At 60.6% G+C, this 17589-nt stretch carries 20 protein-coding genes; 11 read left to right on the top strand and 9 right to left on the bottom strand.

Features of this window, described 5'->3' with window-relative positions:
- Positions 1 to 149 precede the first annotated feature (149 nt).
- From otnC to PMI16_RS11100, 4 genes are all read right to left on the bottom strand, one after another.
- Positions 150 to 806, bottom strand: coding sequence for a 3-oxo-tetronate 4-phosphate decarboxylase (gene otnC / locus PMI16_RS11115; RefSeq protein WP_007879497.1), 657 nt, complete (start codon positions 804 to 806; stop codon positions 150 to 152).
- A complete protein-coding gene (gene otnK / locus PMI16_RS11110) occupies positions 803 to 2089 on the bottom strand; it encodes a 3-oxo-tetronate kinase (RefSeq protein WP_007879496.1) in 1287 nt (428 codons plus the stop codon). Before otnK ends, otnC begins: the two co-directional genes overlap by 4 nt.
- 21 nt (positions 2090 to 2110) lie before the next feature.
- On the bottom strand, positions 2111 to 3004 hold the full coding sequence (ltnD, locus tag PMI16_RS11105; protein WP_007879495.1) for an L-threonate dehydrogenase: 894 nt from the start codon (positions 3002 to 3004) through the stop codon (positions 2111 to 2113).
- Between the two features lie 98 nt (positions 3005 to 3102).
- Positions 3103 to 3801 (bottom strand): FadR/GntR family transcriptional regulator, encoded by a 699-nt coding sequence (locus tag PMI16_RS11100; protein WP_007879494.1) that lies wholly within the window; start codon positions 3799 to 3801, stop codon positions 3103 to 3105.
- Between PMI16_RS11100 and PMI16_RS25880 the strand changes: the two genes are divergently transcribed.
- Entirely contained in the window at positions 3800 to 4021 is a 222-nt protein-coding gene (locus PMI16_RS25880) for a hypothetical protein (RefSeq protein ID WP_157212606.1), read from the top strand. The genes PMI16_RS11100 and PMI16_RS25880 overlap by 2 nt on opposite strands.
- Positions 4022 to 4083: 62 nt before the next feature.
- Positions 4084 to 5070 (top strand): 5'-nucleotidase, encoded by a 987-nt coding sequence (locus PMI16_RS11095; RefSeq protein ID WP_034380003.1) that lies wholly within the window; start codon positions 4084 to 4086, stop codon positions 5068 to 5070.
- Here the strand turns inward: PMI16_RS11095 and PMI16_RS26450 are convergent.
- Entirely contained in the window at positions 5067 to 5222 is a 156-nt protein-coding gene (locus tag PMI16_RS26450; protein WP_237719846.1) for a hypothetical protein, read from the bottom strand. The two genes, PMI16_RS11095 and PMI16_RS26450, sit on opposite strands and share 4 nt — an antisense overlap.
- A gap of 148 nt (positions 5223 to 5370) precedes the next feature.
- On the opposite strand from PMI16_RS26450, the gene PMI16_RS11090 reads away from it, so the two are divergent.
- The 5 genes from PMI16_RS11090 to PMI16_RS11070 all read left to right on the top strand — a co-directional run bounded on the left by PMI16_RS11090 (position 5371) and on the right by PMI16_RS11070 (position 9134).
- Positions 5371 to 6162 (top strand): GntR family transcriptional regulator, encoded by a 792-nt coding sequence (locus tag PMI16_RS11090; protein WP_007879492.1) that lies wholly within the window; start codon positions 5371 to 5373, stop codon positions 6160 to 6162.
- Positions 6162 to 6944, top strand: a complete 783-nt coding sequence (locus PMI16_RS11085) for a transporter substrate-binding domain-containing protein (protein ID WP_007879490.1) — start codon at positions 6162 to 6164, stop codon at positions 6942 to 6944. The genes PMI16_RS11090 and PMI16_RS11085 overlap by 1 nt, the downstream gene beginning before the upstream one ends.
- Before the next feature lie 156 nt (positions 6945 to 7100).
- Positions 7101 to 7772: an amino acid ABC transporter permease gene (locus tag PMI16_RS11080; RefSeq protein WP_007879487.1), complete on the top strand. Its 672-nt coding sequence runs from the start codon at positions 7101 to 7103 to the stop codon at positions 7770 to 7772.
- Positions 7769 to 8425, top strand: a complete 657-nt coding sequence (locus PMI16_RS11075) for an amino acid ABC transporter permease (RefSeq protein ID WP_007879484.1) — start codon at positions 7769 to 7771, stop codon at positions 8423 to 8425. The genes PMI16_RS11080 and PMI16_RS11075 overlap by 4 nt, the downstream gene beginning before the upstream one ends.
- The gene (locus PMI16_RS11070; protein ID WP_007879482.1) at positions 8406 to 9134 is read left to right on the top strand and encodes an amino acid ABC transporter ATP-binding protein; all 729 of its coding nucleotides are present in this window, start codon (positions 8406 to 8408) and stop codon (positions 9132 to 9134) included. Before PMI16_RS11075 ends, PMI16_RS11070 begins: the two co-directional genes overlap by 20 nt.
- Before the next feature lie 96 nt (positions 9135 to 9230).
- Here the strand turns inward: PMI16_RS11070 and PMI16_RS11065 are convergent, their stop codons facing one another.
- Positions 9231 to 9776 (bottom strand): hypothetical protein, encoded by a 546-nt coding sequence (locus PMI16_RS11065; protein ID WP_034380001.1) that lies wholly within the window; start codon positions 9774 to 9776, stop codon positions 9231 to 9233.
- Between the two features lie 222 nt (positions 9777 to 9998).
- Between PMI16_RS11065 and PMI16_RS11060 the strand changes: the two genes are divergently transcribed.
- Complete coding sequence (locus PMI16_RS11060; protein ID WP_007879475.1) at positions 9999 to 11051, top strand: adenosine deaminase; 1053 nt, start codon at positions 9999 to 10001, stop codon at positions 11049 to 11051.
- Between the two features lie 49 nt (positions 11052 to 11100).
- Here PMI16_RS11060 and PMI16_RS11055 read toward each other — a convergent pair whose 3' ends face one another.
- Complete coding sequence (locus PMI16_RS11055) at positions 11101 to 12366, bottom strand: M20/M25/M40 family metallo-hydrolase (protein WP_007879473.1); 1266 nt, start codon at positions 12364 to 12366, stop codon at positions 11101 to 11103.
- A 191-nt stretch (positions 12367 to 12557) separates the two neighbouring features.
- Here PMI16_RS11055 and PMI16_RS25875 point away from each other — a divergent pair, with 191 nt between their 5' ends.
- The 3 genes from PMI16_RS25875 to puuE all read left to right on the top strand — a co-directional run bounded on the left by PMI16_RS25875 (position 12558) and on the right by puuE (position 14607).
- Positions 12558 to 12836: a hypothetical protein gene (locus PMI16_RS25875; RefSeq protein WP_157212605.1), complete on the top strand. Its 279-nt coding sequence runs from the start codon at positions 12558 to 12560 to the stop codon at positions 12834 to 12836.
- A gap of 18 nt (positions 12837 to 12854) precedes the next feature.
- Complete coding sequence (locus tag PMI16_RS11050) at positions 12855 to 13586, top strand: GntR family transcriptional regulator (RefSeq protein WP_007879471.1); 732 nt, start codon at positions 12855 to 12857, stop codon at positions 13584 to 13586.
- Positions 13587 to 13665: 79 nt separating this feature from the next.
- Positions 13666 to 14607: an allantoinase PuuE gene (gene puuE / locus PMI16_RS11045; protein ID WP_007879470.1), complete on the top strand. Its 942-nt coding sequence runs from the start codon at positions 13666 to 13668 to the stop codon at positions 14605 to 14607.
- A gap of 69 nt (positions 14608 to 14676) precedes the next feature.
- Here the strand turns inward: puuE and PMI16_RS11040 are convergent, their stop codons facing one another.
- Together PMI16_RS11040 and PMI16_RS11030 are read right to left on the bottom strand one after the other, a co-directional pair.
- Positions 14677 to 15882 carry a urate hydroxylase PuuD gene (locus PMI16_RS11040; RefSeq protein WP_007879468.1) on the bottom strand — a complete coding sequence of 402 codons (1206 nt, stop codon included), beginning with the start codon at positions 15880 to 15882 and terminating at the stop codon, positions 14677 to 14679.
- A 374-nt stretch (positions 15883 to 16256) separates the two neighbouring features.
- Entirely contained in the window at positions 16257 to 17093 is an 837-nt protein-coding gene (locus PMI16_RS11030) for a hypothetical protein (RefSeq protein WP_007879467.1), read from the bottom strand.
- Positions 17094 to 17589: the final 496 nt, after the last annotated feature.

The following is a 17589-nucleotide window of genomic DNA, read 5'->3' as shown; positions in this document are numbered from 1 at the left end:
TGCATTAAAAATCTGACGTACTGAAACAGAATCGGCTGGCGCCTGGCCGGCAAAAAAAGTGAATGCTGCCGCCGGGATGCCGGCTCTGAGCGGCGTCCCTGTTTGCTTGCTTTTTGTTTTTGTCGGAGCCGATCCGGATCGCTGAATGGCTACCAGCGCGCGTTGAACACCTCGCGCAACTCTTGCAGCGCCGCGTCATTGAGCGGTGCAACATTGCCGCCGGCCAGATGCCACAGCTTGGCGGTTTCTTCCAGTTCTTCCAGTGCGTAGGCCGCCTTGGATACCGAGCTTTCCCACACCACCGGGCCGAGGCGTTCGAGCAGCACGCCGCGTACCTTGTTGGCGAGTTGCCTGACCTGCTCCGCCACCAGCGGATCGCCCGGACGGCGATAAGAAATCAGCGGAATGTGACCGACCTTCATCACGTAATACGGCGTGATCGGCGGCAACACGTCATCCTGCGACCACACGCCCTTGATGCTCAGGTTGACCAGGTAGGTCGAGTGCGTATGGACCACGCCGTGCATCTCCGGATTGTTGTCGTAGACCATGCGATGCAGCGCCAGCGTCTTGGACGGCTTGTCGCCCGACACCCAATTGCCGCTGGCATCGACCTTGGCAATACTGGCCGGATCGAGATAACCGAGACAGGCGTCGGTCGGCGTGATCAGCCAGCCTTCGCCATCCGGTAGACGCGCACTGATGTTGCCGGCCGAGCCGACGGTATAACCGCGCTGATAGAGACTGGCGCCGGTGCGGCAGATTTCTTCGCGCAATTGATTTTCTTTGCTCGTGCGCTGGTTCATTGCTTGGCTCCGCCGAGGAAGCGCAAGGCCTTCTCGAAGAAATCGACGCTGCCGAAATTGCCCGACTTCAGCGCCAGCGCCAGCGGCTGCTCATCAAGCGTGGCGGTTGCCGGCACGCCCGGATCGATCTGCGGTCCGATGCGCAATGCGCGCACATCCAGCGCCTGCACCACCGCGCCGGAAGTCTCGCCGCCGGCCACCACGAACCGGCGCACGCCGCGTTCGCGCAAACCCCTGGCGATATCGGCCAATGCCTGTTCCACCAGATGGCCCGCCTTGGCGACGCCCAGTTCTTTTTGCACGGCCTTCACTTCATCCGGCGTCGCGGTGGCGTATATCAACACCGGCTCTTTCTGAATGTACTCATCGGAAAAAACCAGCGCCTGCTCCACGACGGCTTCGCCGCGCGCCAATGCCAGCGGATCGATACGATGCGCCGGATGCTTTGTCTTCCACTCGGCGACCTGCGCATTGGTCGCCTTCGATGCGCTGCCTGCCAACACCACCGACAAGCCGCCGACCTCGGGCAATTGCGCCGCCTCGCCTGCCGCATGCAACAAACCGGCGCGGCGGAAATTCTCCGGCAAGCCAAGCGCGATGCCCGAACCGCCGGTCACCAGTTTCAGCTCGGCGCAGGCTTCTCCCAACACGTACAAATCGCGATCGGAGACGGCATCGGCAATGGCCATCTTCACGCCGTCGGCACGCAGCGCGGTGAAGCGCTCGGCGACGGCGGCGGCATCCTTGGCCACCGTGTCGTAACGCACCAGGCCGACCTTGGACTCGGTCTGACGCTGCAGCACGCGCACGAGATTGGCATCGGTCATCGGCGTGAGCGGATGGTTTTCCATGCCCGATTCGTTGAGCAAGGCATCGGCGACGAACAGGTAGCCGCGATAAATGGTACGGCCGTTTTCCGGGAAGGCCGGGCAAGCGATGGTGAAATCGGCGCCCAGTTCTTTCAGCAGCGCGTCGGTCACCTGGCCGATGTTGCCGGCATCGGTGGAATCGAACGTGGAGCAATATTTGAAGAAGAATTGTGTGCAGCCCTGCTGCTGCAACCAGCGCAAAGCGGCCAGCGATTGCTCGACCGCTTCGGCTGCCGGAATCGTGCGCGACTTGAGCGCGATCACCAGCGCGTCGGCGGCGACCGCAGGCATCTGCTCGGGGATGCCGATGGTTTGCACGGTACGCATGCCGCCGCGCACCAACATGTTGGCGAGATCGGTGGCGCCGGTGAAATCGTCGGCGATACAGCCGAGCAAAGGTTTGGCTTGGGACATGGTCAACTCCTGTATTGCTTTTTACTGTTTCGACTGTGGCAAATCGATGCCCGGGAAAATCTTGATCACCGCGGAATCGTCTTCACCGCCATGACCGGCAGTCGACGCCATCATGAACATCTGATGCGCGGCAGCCGACAACGGCAGCGGGAATTTGCTGCGGCGTGCCGTGTCGAGCACCAGTCCCAGATCCTTGACGAAGATGTCGACCGCCGACAGCGGCGTATAGTCGCCGTTGAGGATATGCGGCACGCGGTTCTCGAACATCCACGAATTGCCGGCGCTGTGCGTGATGACTTCATACAAGGCGTCGGGATTGACGCCTTCGCGCAGACCCAGCGCCATCGCTTCGGCCGAGGCGGCGATGTGCACGCCGGCCAGCAGCTGATTGATGATCTTGACCTTGGAGCCGACGCCGTGGGTGTCGCCCAGGCGATAGACCTTGCCGGCCATGCCCTTCAGCACGTCTTCGATTTTGGCGTAGACGTCGGCGGGGCCGGAAGTCATCATCGTCATCTCGCCCGATGCGGCGCGCGCGGCGCCCCCCGACACCGGCGCGTCCAGCATGAGCAAACCTTTTTCAGCAAGACGCTGGCCGAGGGCGATCGCGAAATCGGGTGCTACCGTCGCGCTGGAAATCACCACGCTGCCCGCCTTCAGTGTCGATGCGGCGCCATTCTCGCCGAACAGCACGGTCTCGGTCTGCGCGGCATTGACCACCAGCGTGACGACCACGTCGACCGCCTTGCCCATCTCGGCAGGATGGGCGCAGGCGACGCCGCCTTCGGCCGCAAACTTGTCCAGCACTTCCTTGCGCACGTCGCAGGCGTGCACGTTAAAACCTGCGCGCAGCAGCGAGCGGGCGACGCCCAGACCCATTGCTCCCAGACCGATCACACCTACATTTTCAGACATCGTCGACTCCATTGATTACGGCGGCGTTGGCGGTGGATCGCTGAGATCGTGGACCGGCACATTGCGCCTTGATTGAAAGGTTTTACTGCAAGTTTTTGCTACCCGGCCTGGCTCAAACGCCGGGCCGCGTTGAACATATGCGTCTGCGCCGCCGCGCGCGCCGCCATCTCGTCGCCGGCGCGAATCGCGGCGACGATGGCCTCGTGCTCTTCCCGCACCTGGCGCGAAAAATCGTCGCGCCGGGCTTCGTTGCCGCGCGTGACGGTGGTGGCGGCTTCCAGATATTGGCTGAGGAATTCCAGCGTCTTGATGAAATACGGATTGCGCGTCGCCGTCGCCAGCGCGCGATGAAAGGCGACGTCGGCGGCCACGCCGTCGCCGCCCTCTTTGACGTCCATGCCGATGCGCGCCAGCGCGTTGTCGATGGCGACCATGTCGGCATCGGTGCGGCGCTTGGCAGCCTGCGCCGCCACTTCGGCCTCGATGGCCCGGCGCAGCTCGACGATCTGCAGAACCGCTTCCGGCGAGCTGACTTCGGTGTAGTCGATGCGCAAAGGCTTGATGCCCGCCTGTTCGGTGACGAACACGCCGCTGCCCTGGCGCGGCTCGACCACGCCTTCATGCTTGAGCCGGGAAATCGCTTCGCGCACCACCGTGCGGCTGACGCCGAATTCCTGTGCCAGCACGGCCTCGGTCGGCAATTTGCCGCCGCGGGGGAACGCGCCCAGGTCGATTTTCTCCAGCAATTGCCGCGCTACCGTATCGCTGAGCGCCTGCACAGGAATCTTTTGGAACATGAATGTCTCGTCGTTTTTGATGAAGTTATCCGGTCATCATACAAATTTATGTAGCGCGATGCAATCCGTCGCTACAAAATACTTTTCAGCAATATTTGTCAAAAATGAAAGCAATATGACGCTTTTTGATGGAGATACGGCGCAAATGCGCGACAGAGAGAACGCGAACGCCCCTCATGCCCGTCCTGCATGGATGGAAAGCACTACAAAACTAGGGTGAAAATGGCATCTGTGGCACACTGCACGGATCACATTCTGCAGTCCGACACTGGTTATATAGACATGGCTTACGATCTCTCCGGCATGCTGGTCATCGGCATTTCATCGCGCGCACTGTTCGATCTGGAACACGAAAACGCCATCTTCGACAACGAAGGCGTGGAAGCCTATACCGCCTATCAGCGCGAGCACGAGAACGATCCGCTGCTGCCCGGCACCGCCTTCCCGCTGGTCAAGGCGCTGCTCAAGCTGAACCACCTGATCCCCGGCCGCCGCCTGGTGGAAGTGGTGGTCATCTCGCGCAACACGCCCGACACCGGCCTGCGCGCCTTCAACGCCATCGAGGCGCACAAGCTCGACATCAGCCGTGCAGCCTTCACCGGCGGCGAGCCTATCGTGCACTATCTGGAAGCCTTCAAGATCGACCTGTTCCTGTCGCGCGACAAGGACGACGTGCAGGACGCCATCGACGGCGGCGTCGCCGCAGCGCAGTTGTATACCGCGCCGAGCAATTACATCGCGCCGGAAAACCAGATCCGCATCGCCTTCGACGGCGACGCCGTGCTGTTCTCGCCGGAGTCCGAACGCATCTATGCCGAAAAAGGCCTGGAAGCCTTCGTGCGCCACGAGCAGCGCCATCGCAACAAGGCCATGAAGGAAGGTCCGCTGGCCAAGCTGCTGTTCGCCCTGTCGGAAATCCAGAAGCAATTCACGCCGGCCACCTGCCCGGTGCGCATCGCCATCGTCACCGCCCGCAACAGCCCGGCGCACAAACGCGTGATCCACACGTTGCGCACCTGGAACGTGACGGTCGACGAAGCCTTCTTCCTCGGCGGCCTGCCCAAGGCCGACGTGTTGCACGCGTTTGGCGCGCACATGTTCTTCGACGACCAGGAAGGCCACGTGCAACTGGCCTCCGCCGTGGTGCCGTCCGGCCGCGTGCCGTACGAAGGCGGCGCCCTGAGCGGACGCACGGCGCGCAAGCCCGCCGCCAAATCACTGCCGGCGCCGGCCGACAGCAATGCCTCGCTGGAAACCTCCAAAAACTAGTTCTCCACTATATAGAGCTGCTCACCGCCCGCTGCCGTCGCCGACAGCGAGCCGCCAGCTTTTGTCATCAGGAAATGCGCCGATATCGGGAACTGGTATACAAGATGCACCATTCGGGTGATCTCCAGCGTCCCAAAGTGAATCGCCGCCATTGCCCAACCGGCAAGGCATTGCACGGAAAACCCGCCTGACTGCGCGATTCGAACGCCTCCTCCCGCCTACCTCCGGCACGTTCTTTCTGTACGTCAATCTTGTATATCAGATTGAAATACATGGCATGCATATTGCTGTAGTGGGGACATGAGCACAGACGCCATCAAATCCTCGATTCAGATCGCCAGCCGCATCATGGAAGCGATCCTCGCCAAGCAGCTTGCCCCCGGCACGCGCCTGGGCGAACAGCAATTGTCCGAATTGTTCGGCGTCAGCCGCACGCTGGTACGCGAAGCGCTGACGCGCCTGGTCACGCGCGGCATCGTCACGGTCAGCGCCCGGCGCGGCTGGTTCGTGATCGAACCGACGCCGAGCGACGCGCGCGAAGCCTTCGAAGCGCGCCGCGTGATCGAACTCGGCCTGCTGCGTCACGCGCGTCCGATCACCAAGACCGCCATCGAACAACTGCGCGACCATATCCGGCGCGAACAGGCCGCCATCGAGGGCGACGACGTCGGCGCGCGCAGCTACCTGCTGGGCGACTTCCACGTCGCGCTGTGCGAATGCCTCGGCAACACGCTGCTGTCCGACACCCTGCGCGACCTGACCGCGCGCACCACGCTGACGGCCATGCTGCACCAGTCGTCGGAACAAGCCGAAGACTCCTGCGCCGAGCATGTGCATATCGTCGCCGCCCTGGAACGCGGCGATCTGGCCGCCGCCGAGCAACTCATGCACGAGCACCTGCAACACGTCGAAGCCGGCCTCAACAAGGTCGGCATCAGCGATCCGCTGGGGCAGCTGCGCCAGGCGCTGGCGCCCGTGTCCGCCGTCGGCAACTCTTTTGCAACACCCGCGAAGCTGAAAAAAACCGCTGCGCGATCCGGTAAAAAAACCAAGGCCATTTCCTTCACTTCATCTCAACCTGGAGAATCATGATGAAACTCTCGAAACTTCTGCTTGGCCTGATGGCCGGCGCACTGCTGATTTCCGCTTCCGCCGCGCGCGCCGATGCGCTGGACGACATCCAGAAGGCCGGCGTGCTGCGCGTCGCCGTGCCGCAGGATTTCCCGCCGTTCGGCTCGGTCACTTCCGACCTCAAGCCGCAAGGCCTGGACATCGACGTCGCCACCCTGATCGCCAAGAAACTGGGCGTCAAGGTTGACCTGATTCCCGTCACCAGCGCCAACCGCGTGCCTTACCTGCAAACCAAGAAGGTCGACCTGGTCATCTCCAGCATGGGCAAGAATGCAGAACGCGAAAAAGTGATCGACTTCACTGCCGCTTACGCACCGTTCTTCAACGGCGTGTTCGGTCCGGCCGATCAAAAAGTCAGCGGCCCCGCCGATCTGGCGGGCAAGACCATCGGCGTGACCCGCGGTTCGGTGGAAGACCTGGAACTGTCGAAGATCGTTCCGGCCGGCGCCACCGTCAAGCGCTACGAAGACAACAACGGCACCATCAGCTCCTTCCTGTCGAACCAGGTGCAACTGGTCGCGACCGGCAACGTGGTCGCCGCCGCCATCATCGCCAAGAACCCGCCGAAGAAGCCTGAAACCAAATTCCTGATCAAGGATTCGCCGTGCTTCATCGGCCTGAACAAGGACGAGAAGAAGCTGCAGGACAAGATCAACGCCATCCTCGCTGAAATCAAGAAAGACGGCGAACTGAGCGCACTGACAGTCAAATGGCTGGGGCTGCCGCTGCCTGCGAACCTGTAATTGCTTTGTAATGACACCGGATCCCGGCATGCACCGGAACGAGCGGGGATGGCTTAAAACTTGCTGAGCAAGAAGCATCCGGCGAACGTCGGGACCCGGTGGCCTTTTATTCCAAGTGATTCAACGCTGACCACCATTTTCAGAAAATGAAACCACATGGCCTATCACTTTGATTTCCTGTCGACCTTCGACTATACCGACGTGCTGGTCAAGGGCGTGCTGACGACGATCGAGCTGATCGCCGTCGGCGGCGTCATCGGCATTGCCGTCGGCATCTTCGGAGCGTGGGCGCGCACGCAGGGACCGCGATGGCTCAAGCCCATCGTGAGCGCCTACGTCGAGCTCATACGCAACACGCCCTTTCTGGTGCAGCTGTTTTTCATCTTTTTCGGCTTGCCCAGCCTGGGAATACAGATCAGCGAGATGCAGGCCGCGATTCTGACCATGGTGATCAACCTCGGCGCCTACAGCACCGAAATCATCCGCGCCGGCGTCAATGCCATTTCACGCGGGCAGATGGAAGCCGCGCTGAGCCTGTCGATGTCGCGCATCCAGGCGTTTCGCCACATCATCCTGCGCCCGGCGCTGCAAAAAATCTGGCCGGCGCTGTCGAGCCAGATCGTGATCGTGATGCTGGGCTCGGCGGTGTGCTCGCAAATCGCCGTGGAAGAGTTGTCCTTCGCCGCCAACTTCATCCAGGGCCGCAACTTCCGCGCCTTTGAAGCCTACCTCGTGGCGACGGCGGTGTATCTGCTGATGGCGATCCTGCTGCGCCAGTTCCTGCGCCTGATCGGCGACAAGTTCATCTTTGCGCGGAGGGCTTCATGATTTCCTTTTCCTTGTGGGACATCGTCCGCAACCTGCTGCTGGCAGGGCGCTGGACCGTGCTGCTATCGCTGGCGACCTTCCTGCTGGGCAGCGCGGTGGGCATGATCGTCCTGTTCATGCGCATCTCCAAGCGTCCCTTCCTGCGCCGCGCGGCCCAGCTCTACATCGAGATATTCCAGGGCACGCCGCTGCTGATGCAGCTGTTCCTGATCTTTTTCGGGCTGGCCCTGTTCGGCATGGAAGTGCCGGCCTGGCTCGCCGCCGGCCTGGCGCTGACCTTGTGGAGCGCGTCCTTCCTCGCGGAAATCTGGCGCGGCTGCGTGGAAGCGATTCCGCGCGGCCAGTGGGAAGCTTCTTCGGTGCTGGCCATGGGCCACATGCAGCAGATGCGCCACATCATCCTGCCGCAGGCGCTGCGCATCGCGATTCCGCCCACCGTCGGCTTCGGCGTGCAGATCATCAAGGGCACGGCGGTGACCTCGATCATCGGCTTCGTCGAACTGTCGAAGGCCGGCACCGTGATCACCAACGCCACGTTCATGCCGTTCACCGTGTTTGCCGTCGTCGGACTTTTTTACTTTGCCCTGTGCTGGCCGCTGTCGAAGTACAGCCAATTTTTGGAAAGGAAATTCAATGCCGCTCATCGCCATTGAGGATGTCAAAAAACGCTACGGCGACAACGAAGTGCTCAAGGGCATTCGCCTGTCGGTCGATGCCGGGGAAGTGATCGCCATCATCGGCAAGAGCGGTTCCGGCAAGAGCACCCTGCTGCGCTGTATCAACGGTCTGGAAACCATCGACGAAGGCTCCATCAGCGTCGCCGGCGCCTATCTCGGGCAAAGCGAACTGGAGCTCAAGACGCTGCGCCTGAAGGTCGGCATGATCTTCCAGCAGTTCAACCTGTTCCCGCACCTGAGCGTGGGCCGCAACGTGATGATCTCGCCGATGATCGTCAAGGGCATGCCGGAAGCGGAAGCGCGCGAGCTGGCCCGGAAGAATCTGGAACGCGTCGGCCTGGGCATGAAATTCGACGCCTTCCCCGAGCAGTTGTCGGGTGGCCAGCAACAGCGCGTGGCGATTGCGCGCGCGCTGAGCATGCAGCCGCAAGCCTTGCTGTGCGACGAAATCACCTCGGCGCTCGATCCGGAGCTGGTCAATGAAGTGCTGGCGGTAGTGCGCAGCCTGGCCGACGACGGCATGACCCTGCTGATGGTCACGCACGAAATGCGTTTCGCCCGCGAAGTGTGCGACCGCGTGGTCTTCATGCACCAGGGGAAGGTCCACGAAATCGGCCCGCCGGAAGAATTGTTCGCCAATCCGAAAACGCCGGAGTTGCAGCAATTTCTCGGCATGACGCAGTGAGTACTCGTTACACGTCAATGCGGTCGTTGAAAACAAAAAAGCCTGAGTGTTTGTCACTCAGGCTTTTTTGTTGACGACCCCGGAATCAATCAATGATCAGCGCGAAATCTCGCACACCGTGCGGCCATTCTCGACGAACTGCACCGGTCCGGTGGTGTAACGATCCTTGGGAATCTCCACCAGCAGGAAATCCTTGATCTGATAGGTCGCGCCGGAGGCCGGCTGGACGAAGCGGTATTCCAGCTTCAGCACGCCGCCCCTCATTGTCACCTTGTCGGCGGTGAAAATCTGGCCGCGCTCGCTGCTGTCGGGCGCCTGGACGACGCGCGTGGCCAGCATCAACTGGCGAGTTTCGAAATACTCGGACGACGGCGCCAGCGCGTTTTTATGGCGCATCGTCGCGGCCGGCTGGAACCAGTAGTTCCATTCGCCCGAGGAGCGGATCAGGGCGCACAGCACCGGCTGATCCTTATCGTCCCAATTCTTGACGAAGCTCTGGTAGGCGCCGCTCGAAATCGTCGAGAAAGGCACCAGCGTCGGATCTTCCTTTTTCTTCCAGAACATCAACGAGCAGCCCGAGAGCGTCATTCCCGCTCCCGCCAGCATGCTGCATGTCATCGTCGTTGCAATTATCTTTTTCATTCTGATCCCGCACTTGGTCCCATTGACGGCACAGCATTAAAGCATGCAAATCCGGCGATACGATGGATTTCACAAAATCTTTACGTCTTTATTTCGGCATCGCCTGCAGGCTTAGTCAGCAGGCGGCCGGTTTAGTTTTCAATTTTTCAGCCGGCCCCGGGTTTTCTGAGAAAATACGCCATCGCTTAGTTCATTCGTTTCAGTTCCATACAAAGGCCAGCCATGATTTCCTCCGCCCCCCCAACCCTGCCCGCAGACCTGCGCGCCTTCATCGAAGCACTGCCCAAAACCGAGCTGCACCTGCATATCGAGGGTACGCTGGAACCGGAATTGCTGTTCGCCCTGGCGCAACGCAACAAAGTCGAGCTGCCCTACGCCTCGGTCGAAGCGCTGCGCGCGGCCTACGCCTTCACCGACCTGCAATCCTTCCTCGACCTGTATTACGCCGGCGCCAACGTACTGCGCACCGAACAGGACTTCTATGACATGACCATGGCCTACATCGAGCGCGCGCGCGCCGACAACGTGCGTCACGCCGAGATCTTTTTCGATCCGCAGACGCACACCGAACGCGGCATCGCCATCGACGTCGTGTTTGCCGGCATCGCCCGCGCCCTGCGCGAAGCACGCGACCGCCACGGCTTCTCCAGCGCCATGATCATGTCCTTCCTGCGCCATCTGTCGGAAGAAGACGCCTTCGTCACGCTGGACGCCGCCCTGCCCCTGCGCGACCAGTACCAGGACCTGTGGAACGGCATCGGCCTGGACTCGTCCGAGCGCGGCAACCCGCCGGAGAAATTCGCCCGCGTGTTCGCGCGCTGCAAGGAGCTCGGCTTCCATCTGGTCGCCCATGCCGGCGAAGAAGGTCCGCCGGAATATGTCGTCAGCGCGCTCGACGTGCTCAAGGTCGAGCGCATCGACCATGGCGTGCGCAGCGAAGAGGATCCGGCGCTGATGCAACGCCTGATCCGCGAAAAAATGCCGCTGACCGTGTGCCCGCTGTCCAACCTCAAGCTCTGCGTCGTCGACGACATGGCCGATCACAATATCGCCCGCATGCTGCGCGCCGGTCTGGCGGTGACGGTGAACTCGGACGATCCGGCCTATTTCGGCGGCTACATGAACGCCAACTATCTGGCGATCGCCTCGGCGCTGGCGCTCACGCGCGAAGAGTTGCTGCAACTGGCGCGCAACGGCATCGAGGCCAGCTTCATCCCGGCCGCTGAAAAAGCCCGCCTGGGCACGGAACTCGATCAGTACGCCGCCGCGCACTAAATCCCAGTACCACTGTCGTCCTGACGAAAGTCAGGACGACAGTCAGGAGTTACTGCAGCAATTCACCCAGCGCCAGCGTCACCACCTTGGTCGCCTTCAGCAGGTCGTCCAGACGCAGGTTTTCATCCGAGTTGTGGCCGCGCGCCTCCATCAGCGTGCGCGGTCCGGCGCCATACAGGATCGTCGGGATGCCTTGCTTGGTGTAATGGCGCGCATCGGTGTACAAAGGCACGCCATGCGCGGCAACCGGCTCGCCCAGCACGGCTTCGGCATTGCGCCGAAACGCGCCTATCAGCTTTTCCACGCCCGGCAACGCGGCCAGCGGCTCCGCCAGCAGGGTGCGCTGCACGCCGACTTCAATGCCGGGATAGTGTGCGGCGGCGGCATCGATCACGCGGCGCAGATCGCCCTCGGCGTCGAAGCCCGCCTCTTCCGGAATCATGCGGCGATCCAGGCGGAACACTGCCAGGTCGGGGACCACGTTGGTGTTGATGCCGCCCTTGATCAGGCCGACGTTCAGGGTCGCGTGATTGATGCCGGTCACCCGGGACTTCTTCTTCGCCAACTCTGCGCGGTAGGCATACAAGGCTTGCAAGATGCCGGTGGCGGCTTCGATCGCATCGATGCCGGTGTGCGGCATGGCGGCATGCGCCTGTTTGCCCTTGACCGTGACTTCCAGATGCAGGCAACCGTTGTGCGCGGAGGTAATGCCGTAGGCGAAACCGGCCGAGACCGCGTAATCCGGTTTGCTCAGGCCTTGTTCCAGTATCCACTTCGGGCCGATGTCGCCGCCGGCTTCTTCGTCGTAGGTGAATTGCAATTCGATCGCACCGTTGAGCGCGACGCCTTGTTTCTCCGCTGCGATCAGCGCCAGCAGCGCCCAGGTGTAGGTGGCGAAATCCGACTTCGACACCGCCACGCCGCGGCCGTACATGACCGGACCGTGTTCGGCGTCCTGCACGATCTCGCCGCCGTAGGGATCCTTGCTCCAGCCCAGGCCCGGCGGCACGACGTCGCCGTGCGCGTTCATGGCGATGGTCGGTCCGCCGCCGCCGAAACGCTTGCGCACGATCAGGTTGGTCGCCGAGATCATGCCGTTGGCTTTGACCAGGGCGTCTGGCACGGCATGGGCCTCAACGTCAAAGCCCAGTTCTTCGAGCAATTGTTTGGCACGCGCGCCATGGGCGGCGCAATCGCCGGCGGGATTGTCCGACGGCACGCGCACCAGTTCCTGCAGAAACCGCGTCTGGGCATCGTGTTCTTTGTCAAGAAAGGAAGTAACCAGGGAATGCAGGGATGCGAAAGATGACGACATAAGGGAGCCTGTAAATAAACGGTAAAAATGCGGTGATCGTGCCGGGCAGTGGATCATTGTAAAAGACTTGAGTCGTCAGCGGCAGAGACCTTTGACGGCAATCGTCAGCACACTGAAAACAAGAAATTCGCAGCAAGTACGGTTCTTGCATAAGATAAAAAAGAATCGTCAAAACGCATAAGCAATTTCTGATGAAAAACCAGCAAACAATTGTCGACAATAAAAATTGCCAGTCTCTGCAGCGTCAATACGCGCTGAAGATTGTCGCCACGCGGCTTATTGCTGTCGATTGCGCCGCAACCAGATTTCCTCACCACATTGCGTCGTGGTGCAGCCAAGGGCTGCAATCGTCAATTCTGGTGCAAGCACTCACCAAATTGTTGCCGATCAATTTATCCATTGTTGACAATTCTGCGCACCGGTACGACTCCTGCTCTGGATCCGGTGGCAGCGCCATCTTCTTTCATTGATGTCATTCTTAAACAGCCATGACCAAATCAACCAAGACATCCCGCTCCTTCCTGGCCTCGCAAACCGCCGCCCGCGAACAATCGCCGGCAGTGGAAGAACGTATTTACCAGGACATCTACGACGCCATCATGGAACATCGCCTGCCGCCGCGCACCAAGCTCACTGAGCAGGTCTTGTGCCAGATTTACGATACCGCCCGCCACACGGTGCGCAAAGTGCTGTCGCGCCTGGCCACGGAAGGCATGGTCGATCTGGAAGCCAACCGCGGCGCCTTCATCGCCAGCCCGTCGAACACCGAGGTAAAGGACATGTTCGAGCTGCGCAACATCATCGAATACGCGGTGCTCGACAAGGTCGGGCGCGAAGCCAGCACGCGCCAGATCGCCGGCATGCGCAAGATGGTCGAGGAAGAGCGCCAGTCCTACCTGACCGGCGACCGTCCGCGCTGGATCCGGCTGTCGGCCCAGTTCCACCTGGCGCTGGCGGAACTGACCGGCAACGCCCTGCTGGTCGACACGCTGCGCAAACTGGTCTCGCGCACCACGCTGATGATCGCCAAGACCGAAGCGCCGGGACACAATGCCTGCTCCTTCGACGAACACGACACCGTGCTGGCGGCGCTGGAAAGCGGCGACATCGCGCTGGCGCAACAACACATGGCACACCATTTGCACTTATGCGAAGACCGCGTCCGTCCCAGCGACGACGATCACTTCGATTTGCGCTCGGTGCTGGGAAAGGGCGCCTGAGCGACAATACGGCTTCCGAACCGCAATATGGAGCCGTGAAGCATCGGCGAACACGGTCATCATCATTACAAAAGAACACATGCAATACATGCGACCAGCAGACAATTACCCGCGCGACCTGATCGGCTACGGTCGCAACGCTCCTCACGCCAACTGGCCGGGCCGGGCCAGGATCGCCGTGCAGTTCGTCCTGAACTATGAAGAAGGCGGCGAAAATTCGGTGCTGCACGGCGACCCGGCGTCGGAGCAATTTCTCTCCGAAATCATCGGCGCGGCCGCCTATCCGGCGCGCCACCTGTCGATGGAATCGATCTACGAATACGGCTCGCGCGTGGGCGTCTGGCGCATCCTGCGCGAGTTCGAAAAACGCCGGTTGCCGCTGACGGTGTTCGGCATCGCCATGGCGCTGCAACGTCATCCCGAGGTCACCCAGGCCTTTGTCGAACTGGGCCACGAGATCGCCTGCCACGGCCTGCGCTGGATTCACTATCAGAACATGGACATCGAGACCGAGCGCGAACACATGCGCGCCGCCGTCGAGATTTTCCGCGCGCTGACCGGCGTCCATCCGCAAGGCTGGTACACCGGCCGCGACTCGCCCAACACGCGCCGGCTGGTGGTCGAACACGGCGGCTTTACCTACGACTCCGACTACTACGGCGACGACCTGCCGTTCTGGACCCGGGTCGCGCTGGCCGACGGCAGCGAGCAACCTCACCTTATAGTGCCGTATACGCTCGACAGCAACGACATGCGCTTCGCCACGCCGCAGGGCTTCAACACCGGCGAGCAGTTTTTCCAATACCTCAAGGACAGCTTCGACGTGCTGTACGCGGAAGGCGAAGAAACGCCCAAGATGCTGTCCGTCGGCATGCATTGCCGCCTGCTCGGCCGGCCGGGCCGCTTCGCCGCGCTGCAACGCTTCCTCGACTATGTGCAGTCGCATGAGCGCGTCTGGATCTGCCGCCGCATCGACATCGCCGATCACTGGCGCGCGCAACATCCCTACGTTGCGAAATAACTTGAGCGACGCGCGATAAAAAAGGCTGAACGCAATGTTCAGCCTTTTTTCATTTCCGCCTGAATCGTCCTATTCTGCCTTGGCCCCTGCTTCAAACCATGTCCCGAGCAGAGCGCGCTCATCGTCGGTGATGTTGGTCATGTTCCCCAGCGGCATGGCCTTTTGCACCACGGCCTGCTGATAAATCTGCTGGGCGTGCTGCAGAATGCCGTCCTTGCTGTCGAGCAGGATGCCCTTGCCCGGCACCGGCATGAGCGTCGGTTTGGCGGCATGGCATTGAATGCAGCGCGTCTCGATGACCTGCTGCACCCGTGCAAACGAAACGGCCGGCGCCCCGGCAACAGGTGCAGGCTGCAACGCCGACTTCGGCACGATCCATGCCGCCACGCCGGCCAGGATCACGACCGCTGCCACCGGATACCGCCACTTGAAAACGTCTTTGTGCTTGAGCACGAAGAACTGCCGGATCAGCACGCCCGCCAGCATGATCAGCAGCAGCACCAGCCAGTTGTTGGCGGCGCTGTAGGTCATGCTGTAATGGTTCGACAGCATGGCGAAGATCACCGGCAGCGTGAAGTAGGTGTTGTGCACGCTGCGTTGCTTGCCGCGCTTGCCGTGGATGGGGTCGGGACTCTGGCCGGCGCGCATCGCCGCCACCATCTTGCGCTGGCCCGGAATGATCCAGAACAGCACGTTGGCGCTCATCACCGTCGCCAGCGACGCGCCCGTCATCAGGAAAGCCGCACGGCCGGAAAACACGTGGCAAGCCACCCACACCGCCGCCACGACATAGATCGTCACCAGCACGCCGACCACGCGATCGCCGCCCGGCTTGTCGCCAAACACACGGCAAATGGCGTCGTACACCACCCAGCCCGCCACCAGATATCCCAGCGCGGCAAACACCGCCGTGGTCGCCGTCATGTCGAGCACGTGCTTGTCGACCAGGAAGGTGCCGGCATTGAACAGGTACAGCACCGAGAACAACGCGAAGCCCGACAGCCAGGTGCTATAGGACTCCCAGAAGAACCAGTGCAGGTTTTGCGGCAAGGTCTTCGGCGCCAGCAGGTATTTTTGCGGGTTGTAGAAGCCGCCGCCATGCACCGCCCACAGCTCGCCGCCGACACCTTTCTCCAGCAGCCCGGGATCCTCCGGCCGGGTCAGGCTGTTGTCGAGCCAGACGAAGTAAAACGACGAACCTATCCAGGCAATCGCCGTGATGACGTGCAGCCAGCGCAGCAAGAGGTTGAGCCAGTCGAAGATGTATGCTTCCATTGTGCCCCGCTTTTCAGTTCGTCAATTCGTTGAAAATGATTTATATCGTTTGTTTGCCGACACCGATTTCAGACAATCATTGTCGACAATTTTTACTACCCGCATAACCCCATTCTGCGCAGGCTCCGCACAAAACCTGTTTTAGTGCAGCGCGTCAAAATTAGTGCAGCCCCGGCACCAATTCATCACAAACGCCGATCCGCTTTGTTGACAAAACCTGACCGGCTTACCGCCAATAGCCATGAGCAGGACTTGTGCCAATGGCATGGCGAAGACGTCCATTATCAATCCATTCGCCCAATAAAAAATGCCGGGTCCGAAGACCCGGCATTTCGAACTCATCTCATCAATCATCGTGAGATGCGTTCAACCGTTTAGAAATGGTATTCGGCGCGCAGCATAGGCGTCTTGGCCAACGAGCCGGGAACAGTGCTTGGGTTGCCGAACTTGTTGCGCCAGTATTGATATTCCAGACCGACGCGGAAGGTATTCTTGCCCATGCCCAGCGGCATGCCGACGTCGTACATGATCTGGCCGTCGAAGTTCAGTTCAGGCGCGGTGCCGCCGCCGAATTCGTTCTTGCCCTTGGCGGCGATGTAGTTCACATAGCCTTCGAACGCGAAGCCGCTGGTGCCGAATGGGATGCCCCAGGCTGCATTCAACATCGGGTGCGTGTCGTAGGAATAACGGCTGGACAGACGTACGCCGTTATTCAGCGGCTGGTTGCTTTCCCACAGGGCCAGCAGGCTGATGTTCAAGAAGCCGGGTACATCCATCATCAGCGTCGGACCGGCGACATACATGCGCTTGCGCGAGCTGTAGCCTGGATCGTTCTTGGTGTTCCAATCGAAGCCCAGCGTAAAACCAAGGCCGCGTGCCGGGCCGAAGGACAGGTCCTTGCCGCTGATCTTGCCGATATCCAGCGTGTGGCGATAGACGATGTACGCTTCTTGCGCTTCATTGTCCTTGCTATCGGAATTCAGGAGGTCGATGTTCAGGTAGTTGGTGCCGTATTTATAACCGCTGGCATGCGTGAAATTGACGATCTTCTTGGAAATATCCTGCGAGTTGAACGGCTCGGCAAACTTGGTGCCGTAGCGAATCCCAACCGAATTATCCGCCCAATCCGCAGCATTGGCCGACATGCTGCCCATGGCCGACACCGCCAGCGCTGCAGTAGTCAAGCACATCCCCATTGCACTTTTCTTCATACGTTTCTCCCTTTTACAATTCATGAAAAATAAAATCCGGATCCCATGCGCACAGCGCGTGATGACTTGCTTCATCGAGCATGCGTTTTATCGTTTGCCCGGTTTGTTCAGTCACGCGCCATGTGCTCCTTCATTTGCTCACCCATTCAAACAAGGTCGGTCATGTTGCTGCCGGCATTCGCCGAAGCTCAATCCGCCGGGTTCGTTAATGCAAACGCCGTGCCAGCAAAAAAGCATGCCTCGTAAAAAGTGTCGACAAACAGAGGGGCGATTAAAAACAGAAAGCGTCGTACCGAATGACAAGGCCGCACGCCTGCATCGGCGTCGTGCGGCAGGAGAGGAAAGCCGCACATGGGAAGGGGCATTTCACCGACGAAACAAGGGCCTGTGCAAATAAATTGTCGACAGGATATAGAACGAGGGTACTTAACGGCAATCAGCACCTGATCCAGTCTTTGCAAGGCTTACAAGCGAGTAAGAATACTGTTTTTAGTGC

Origin of the sequence: Herbaspirillum sp. CF444 (assembly GCF_000282135.1) — a bacterium.
Classification (GTDB): domain Bacteria; phylum Pseudomonadota; class Gammaproteobacteria; order Burkholderiales; family Burkholderiaceae_D; genus Herbaspirillum.
The sequence above is the reverse complement of the archived record's forward strand: the minus strand, read 5'-3'. Positions and strand labels throughout refer to the sequence as shown.

Bases quoted from the DNA above. Each gene is read 5' to 3' on its own strand.
- otnC (WP_007879497.1), bottom strand. From the start codon at position 806: ATGAACCAGCGCACGAGCAAAGAAAATCAATTGCGCGAAGAAATCTGC.
- otnK (WP_007879496.1), bottom strand. From the start codon at position 2,089: ATGTCCCAAGCCAAACCTTTGCTCGGCTGTATCGCCGACGATTTCACC.
- ltnD (WP_007879495.1), bottom strand. From the start codon at position 3,004: ATGTCTGAAAATGTAGGTGTGATCGGTCTGGGAGCAATGGGTCTGGGC.
- PMI16_RS25880 (WP_157212606.1), top strand. From the start codon at position 3,800: ATGAATGTCTCGTCGTTTTTGATGAAGTTATCCGGTCATCATACAAAT.
- PMI16_RS11100 (WP_007879494.1), bottom strand. From the start codon at position 3,801: ATGTTCCAAAAGATTCCTGTGCAGGCGCTCAGCGATACGGTAGCGCGG.
- PMI16_RS11095 (WP_034380003.1), top strand. From the start codon at position 4,084: ATGGCTTACGATCTCTCCGGCATGCTGGTCATCGGCATTTCATCGCGC.
- PMI16_RS26450 (WP_237719846.1), bottom strand. From the start codon at position 5,222: ATGGCGGCGATTCACTTTGGGACGCTGGAGATCACCCGAATGGTGCAT.
- PMI16_RS11090 (WP_007879492.1), top strand. From the start codon at position 5,371: ATGAGCACAGACGCCATCAAATCCTCGATTCAGATCGCCAGCCGCATC.
- PMI16_RS11085 (WP_007879490.1), top strand. From the start codon at position 6,162: ATGAAACTCTCGAAACTTCTGCTTGGCCTGATGGCCGGCGCACTGCTG.
- PMI16_RS11080 (WP_007879487.1), top strand. From the start codon at position 7,101: ATGGCCTATCACTTTGATTTCCTGTCGACCTTCGACTATACCGACGTG.
- PMI16_RS11075 (WP_007879484.1), top strand. From the start codon at position 7,769: ATGATTTCCTTTTCCTTGTGGGACATCGTCCGCAACCTGCTGCTGGCA.
- PMI16_RS11070 (WP_007879482.1), top strand. From the start codon at position 8,406: ATGCCGCTCATCGCCATTGAGGATGTCAAAAAACGCTACGGCGACAAC.
- PMI16_RS11065 (WP_034380001.1), bottom strand. From the start codon at position 9,776: ATGAAAAAGATAATTGCAACGACGATGACATGCAGCATGCTGGCGGGA.
- PMI16_RS11060 (WP_007879475.1), top strand. From the start codon at position 9,999: ATGATTTCCTCCGCCCCCCCAACCCTGCCCGCAGACCTGCGCGCCTTC.
- PMI16_RS11055 (WP_007879473.1), bottom strand. From the start codon at position 12,366: ATGTCGTCATCTTTCGCATCCCTGCATTCCCTGGTTACTTCCTTTCTT.
- PMI16_RS25875 (WP_157212605.1), top strand. From the start codon at position 12,558: ATGAAAAACCAGCAAACAATTGTCGACAATAAAAATTGCCAGTCTCTG.
- PMI16_RS11050 (WP_007879471.1), top strand. From the start codon at position 12,855: ATGACCAAATCAACCAAGACATCCCGCTCCTTCCTGGCCTCGCAAACC.
- puuE (WP_007879470.1), top strand. From the start codon at position 13,666: ATGCAATACATGCGACCAGCAGACAATTACCCGCGCGACCTGATCGGC.
- PMI16_RS11040 (WP_007879468.1), bottom strand. From the start codon at position 15,882: ATGGAAGCATACATCTTCGACTGGCTCAACCTCTTGCTGCGCTGGCTG.
- PMI16_RS11030 (WP_007879467.1), bottom strand. From the start codon at position 17,093: ATGAAGAAAAGTGCAATGGGGATGTGCTTGACTACTGCAGCGCTGGCG.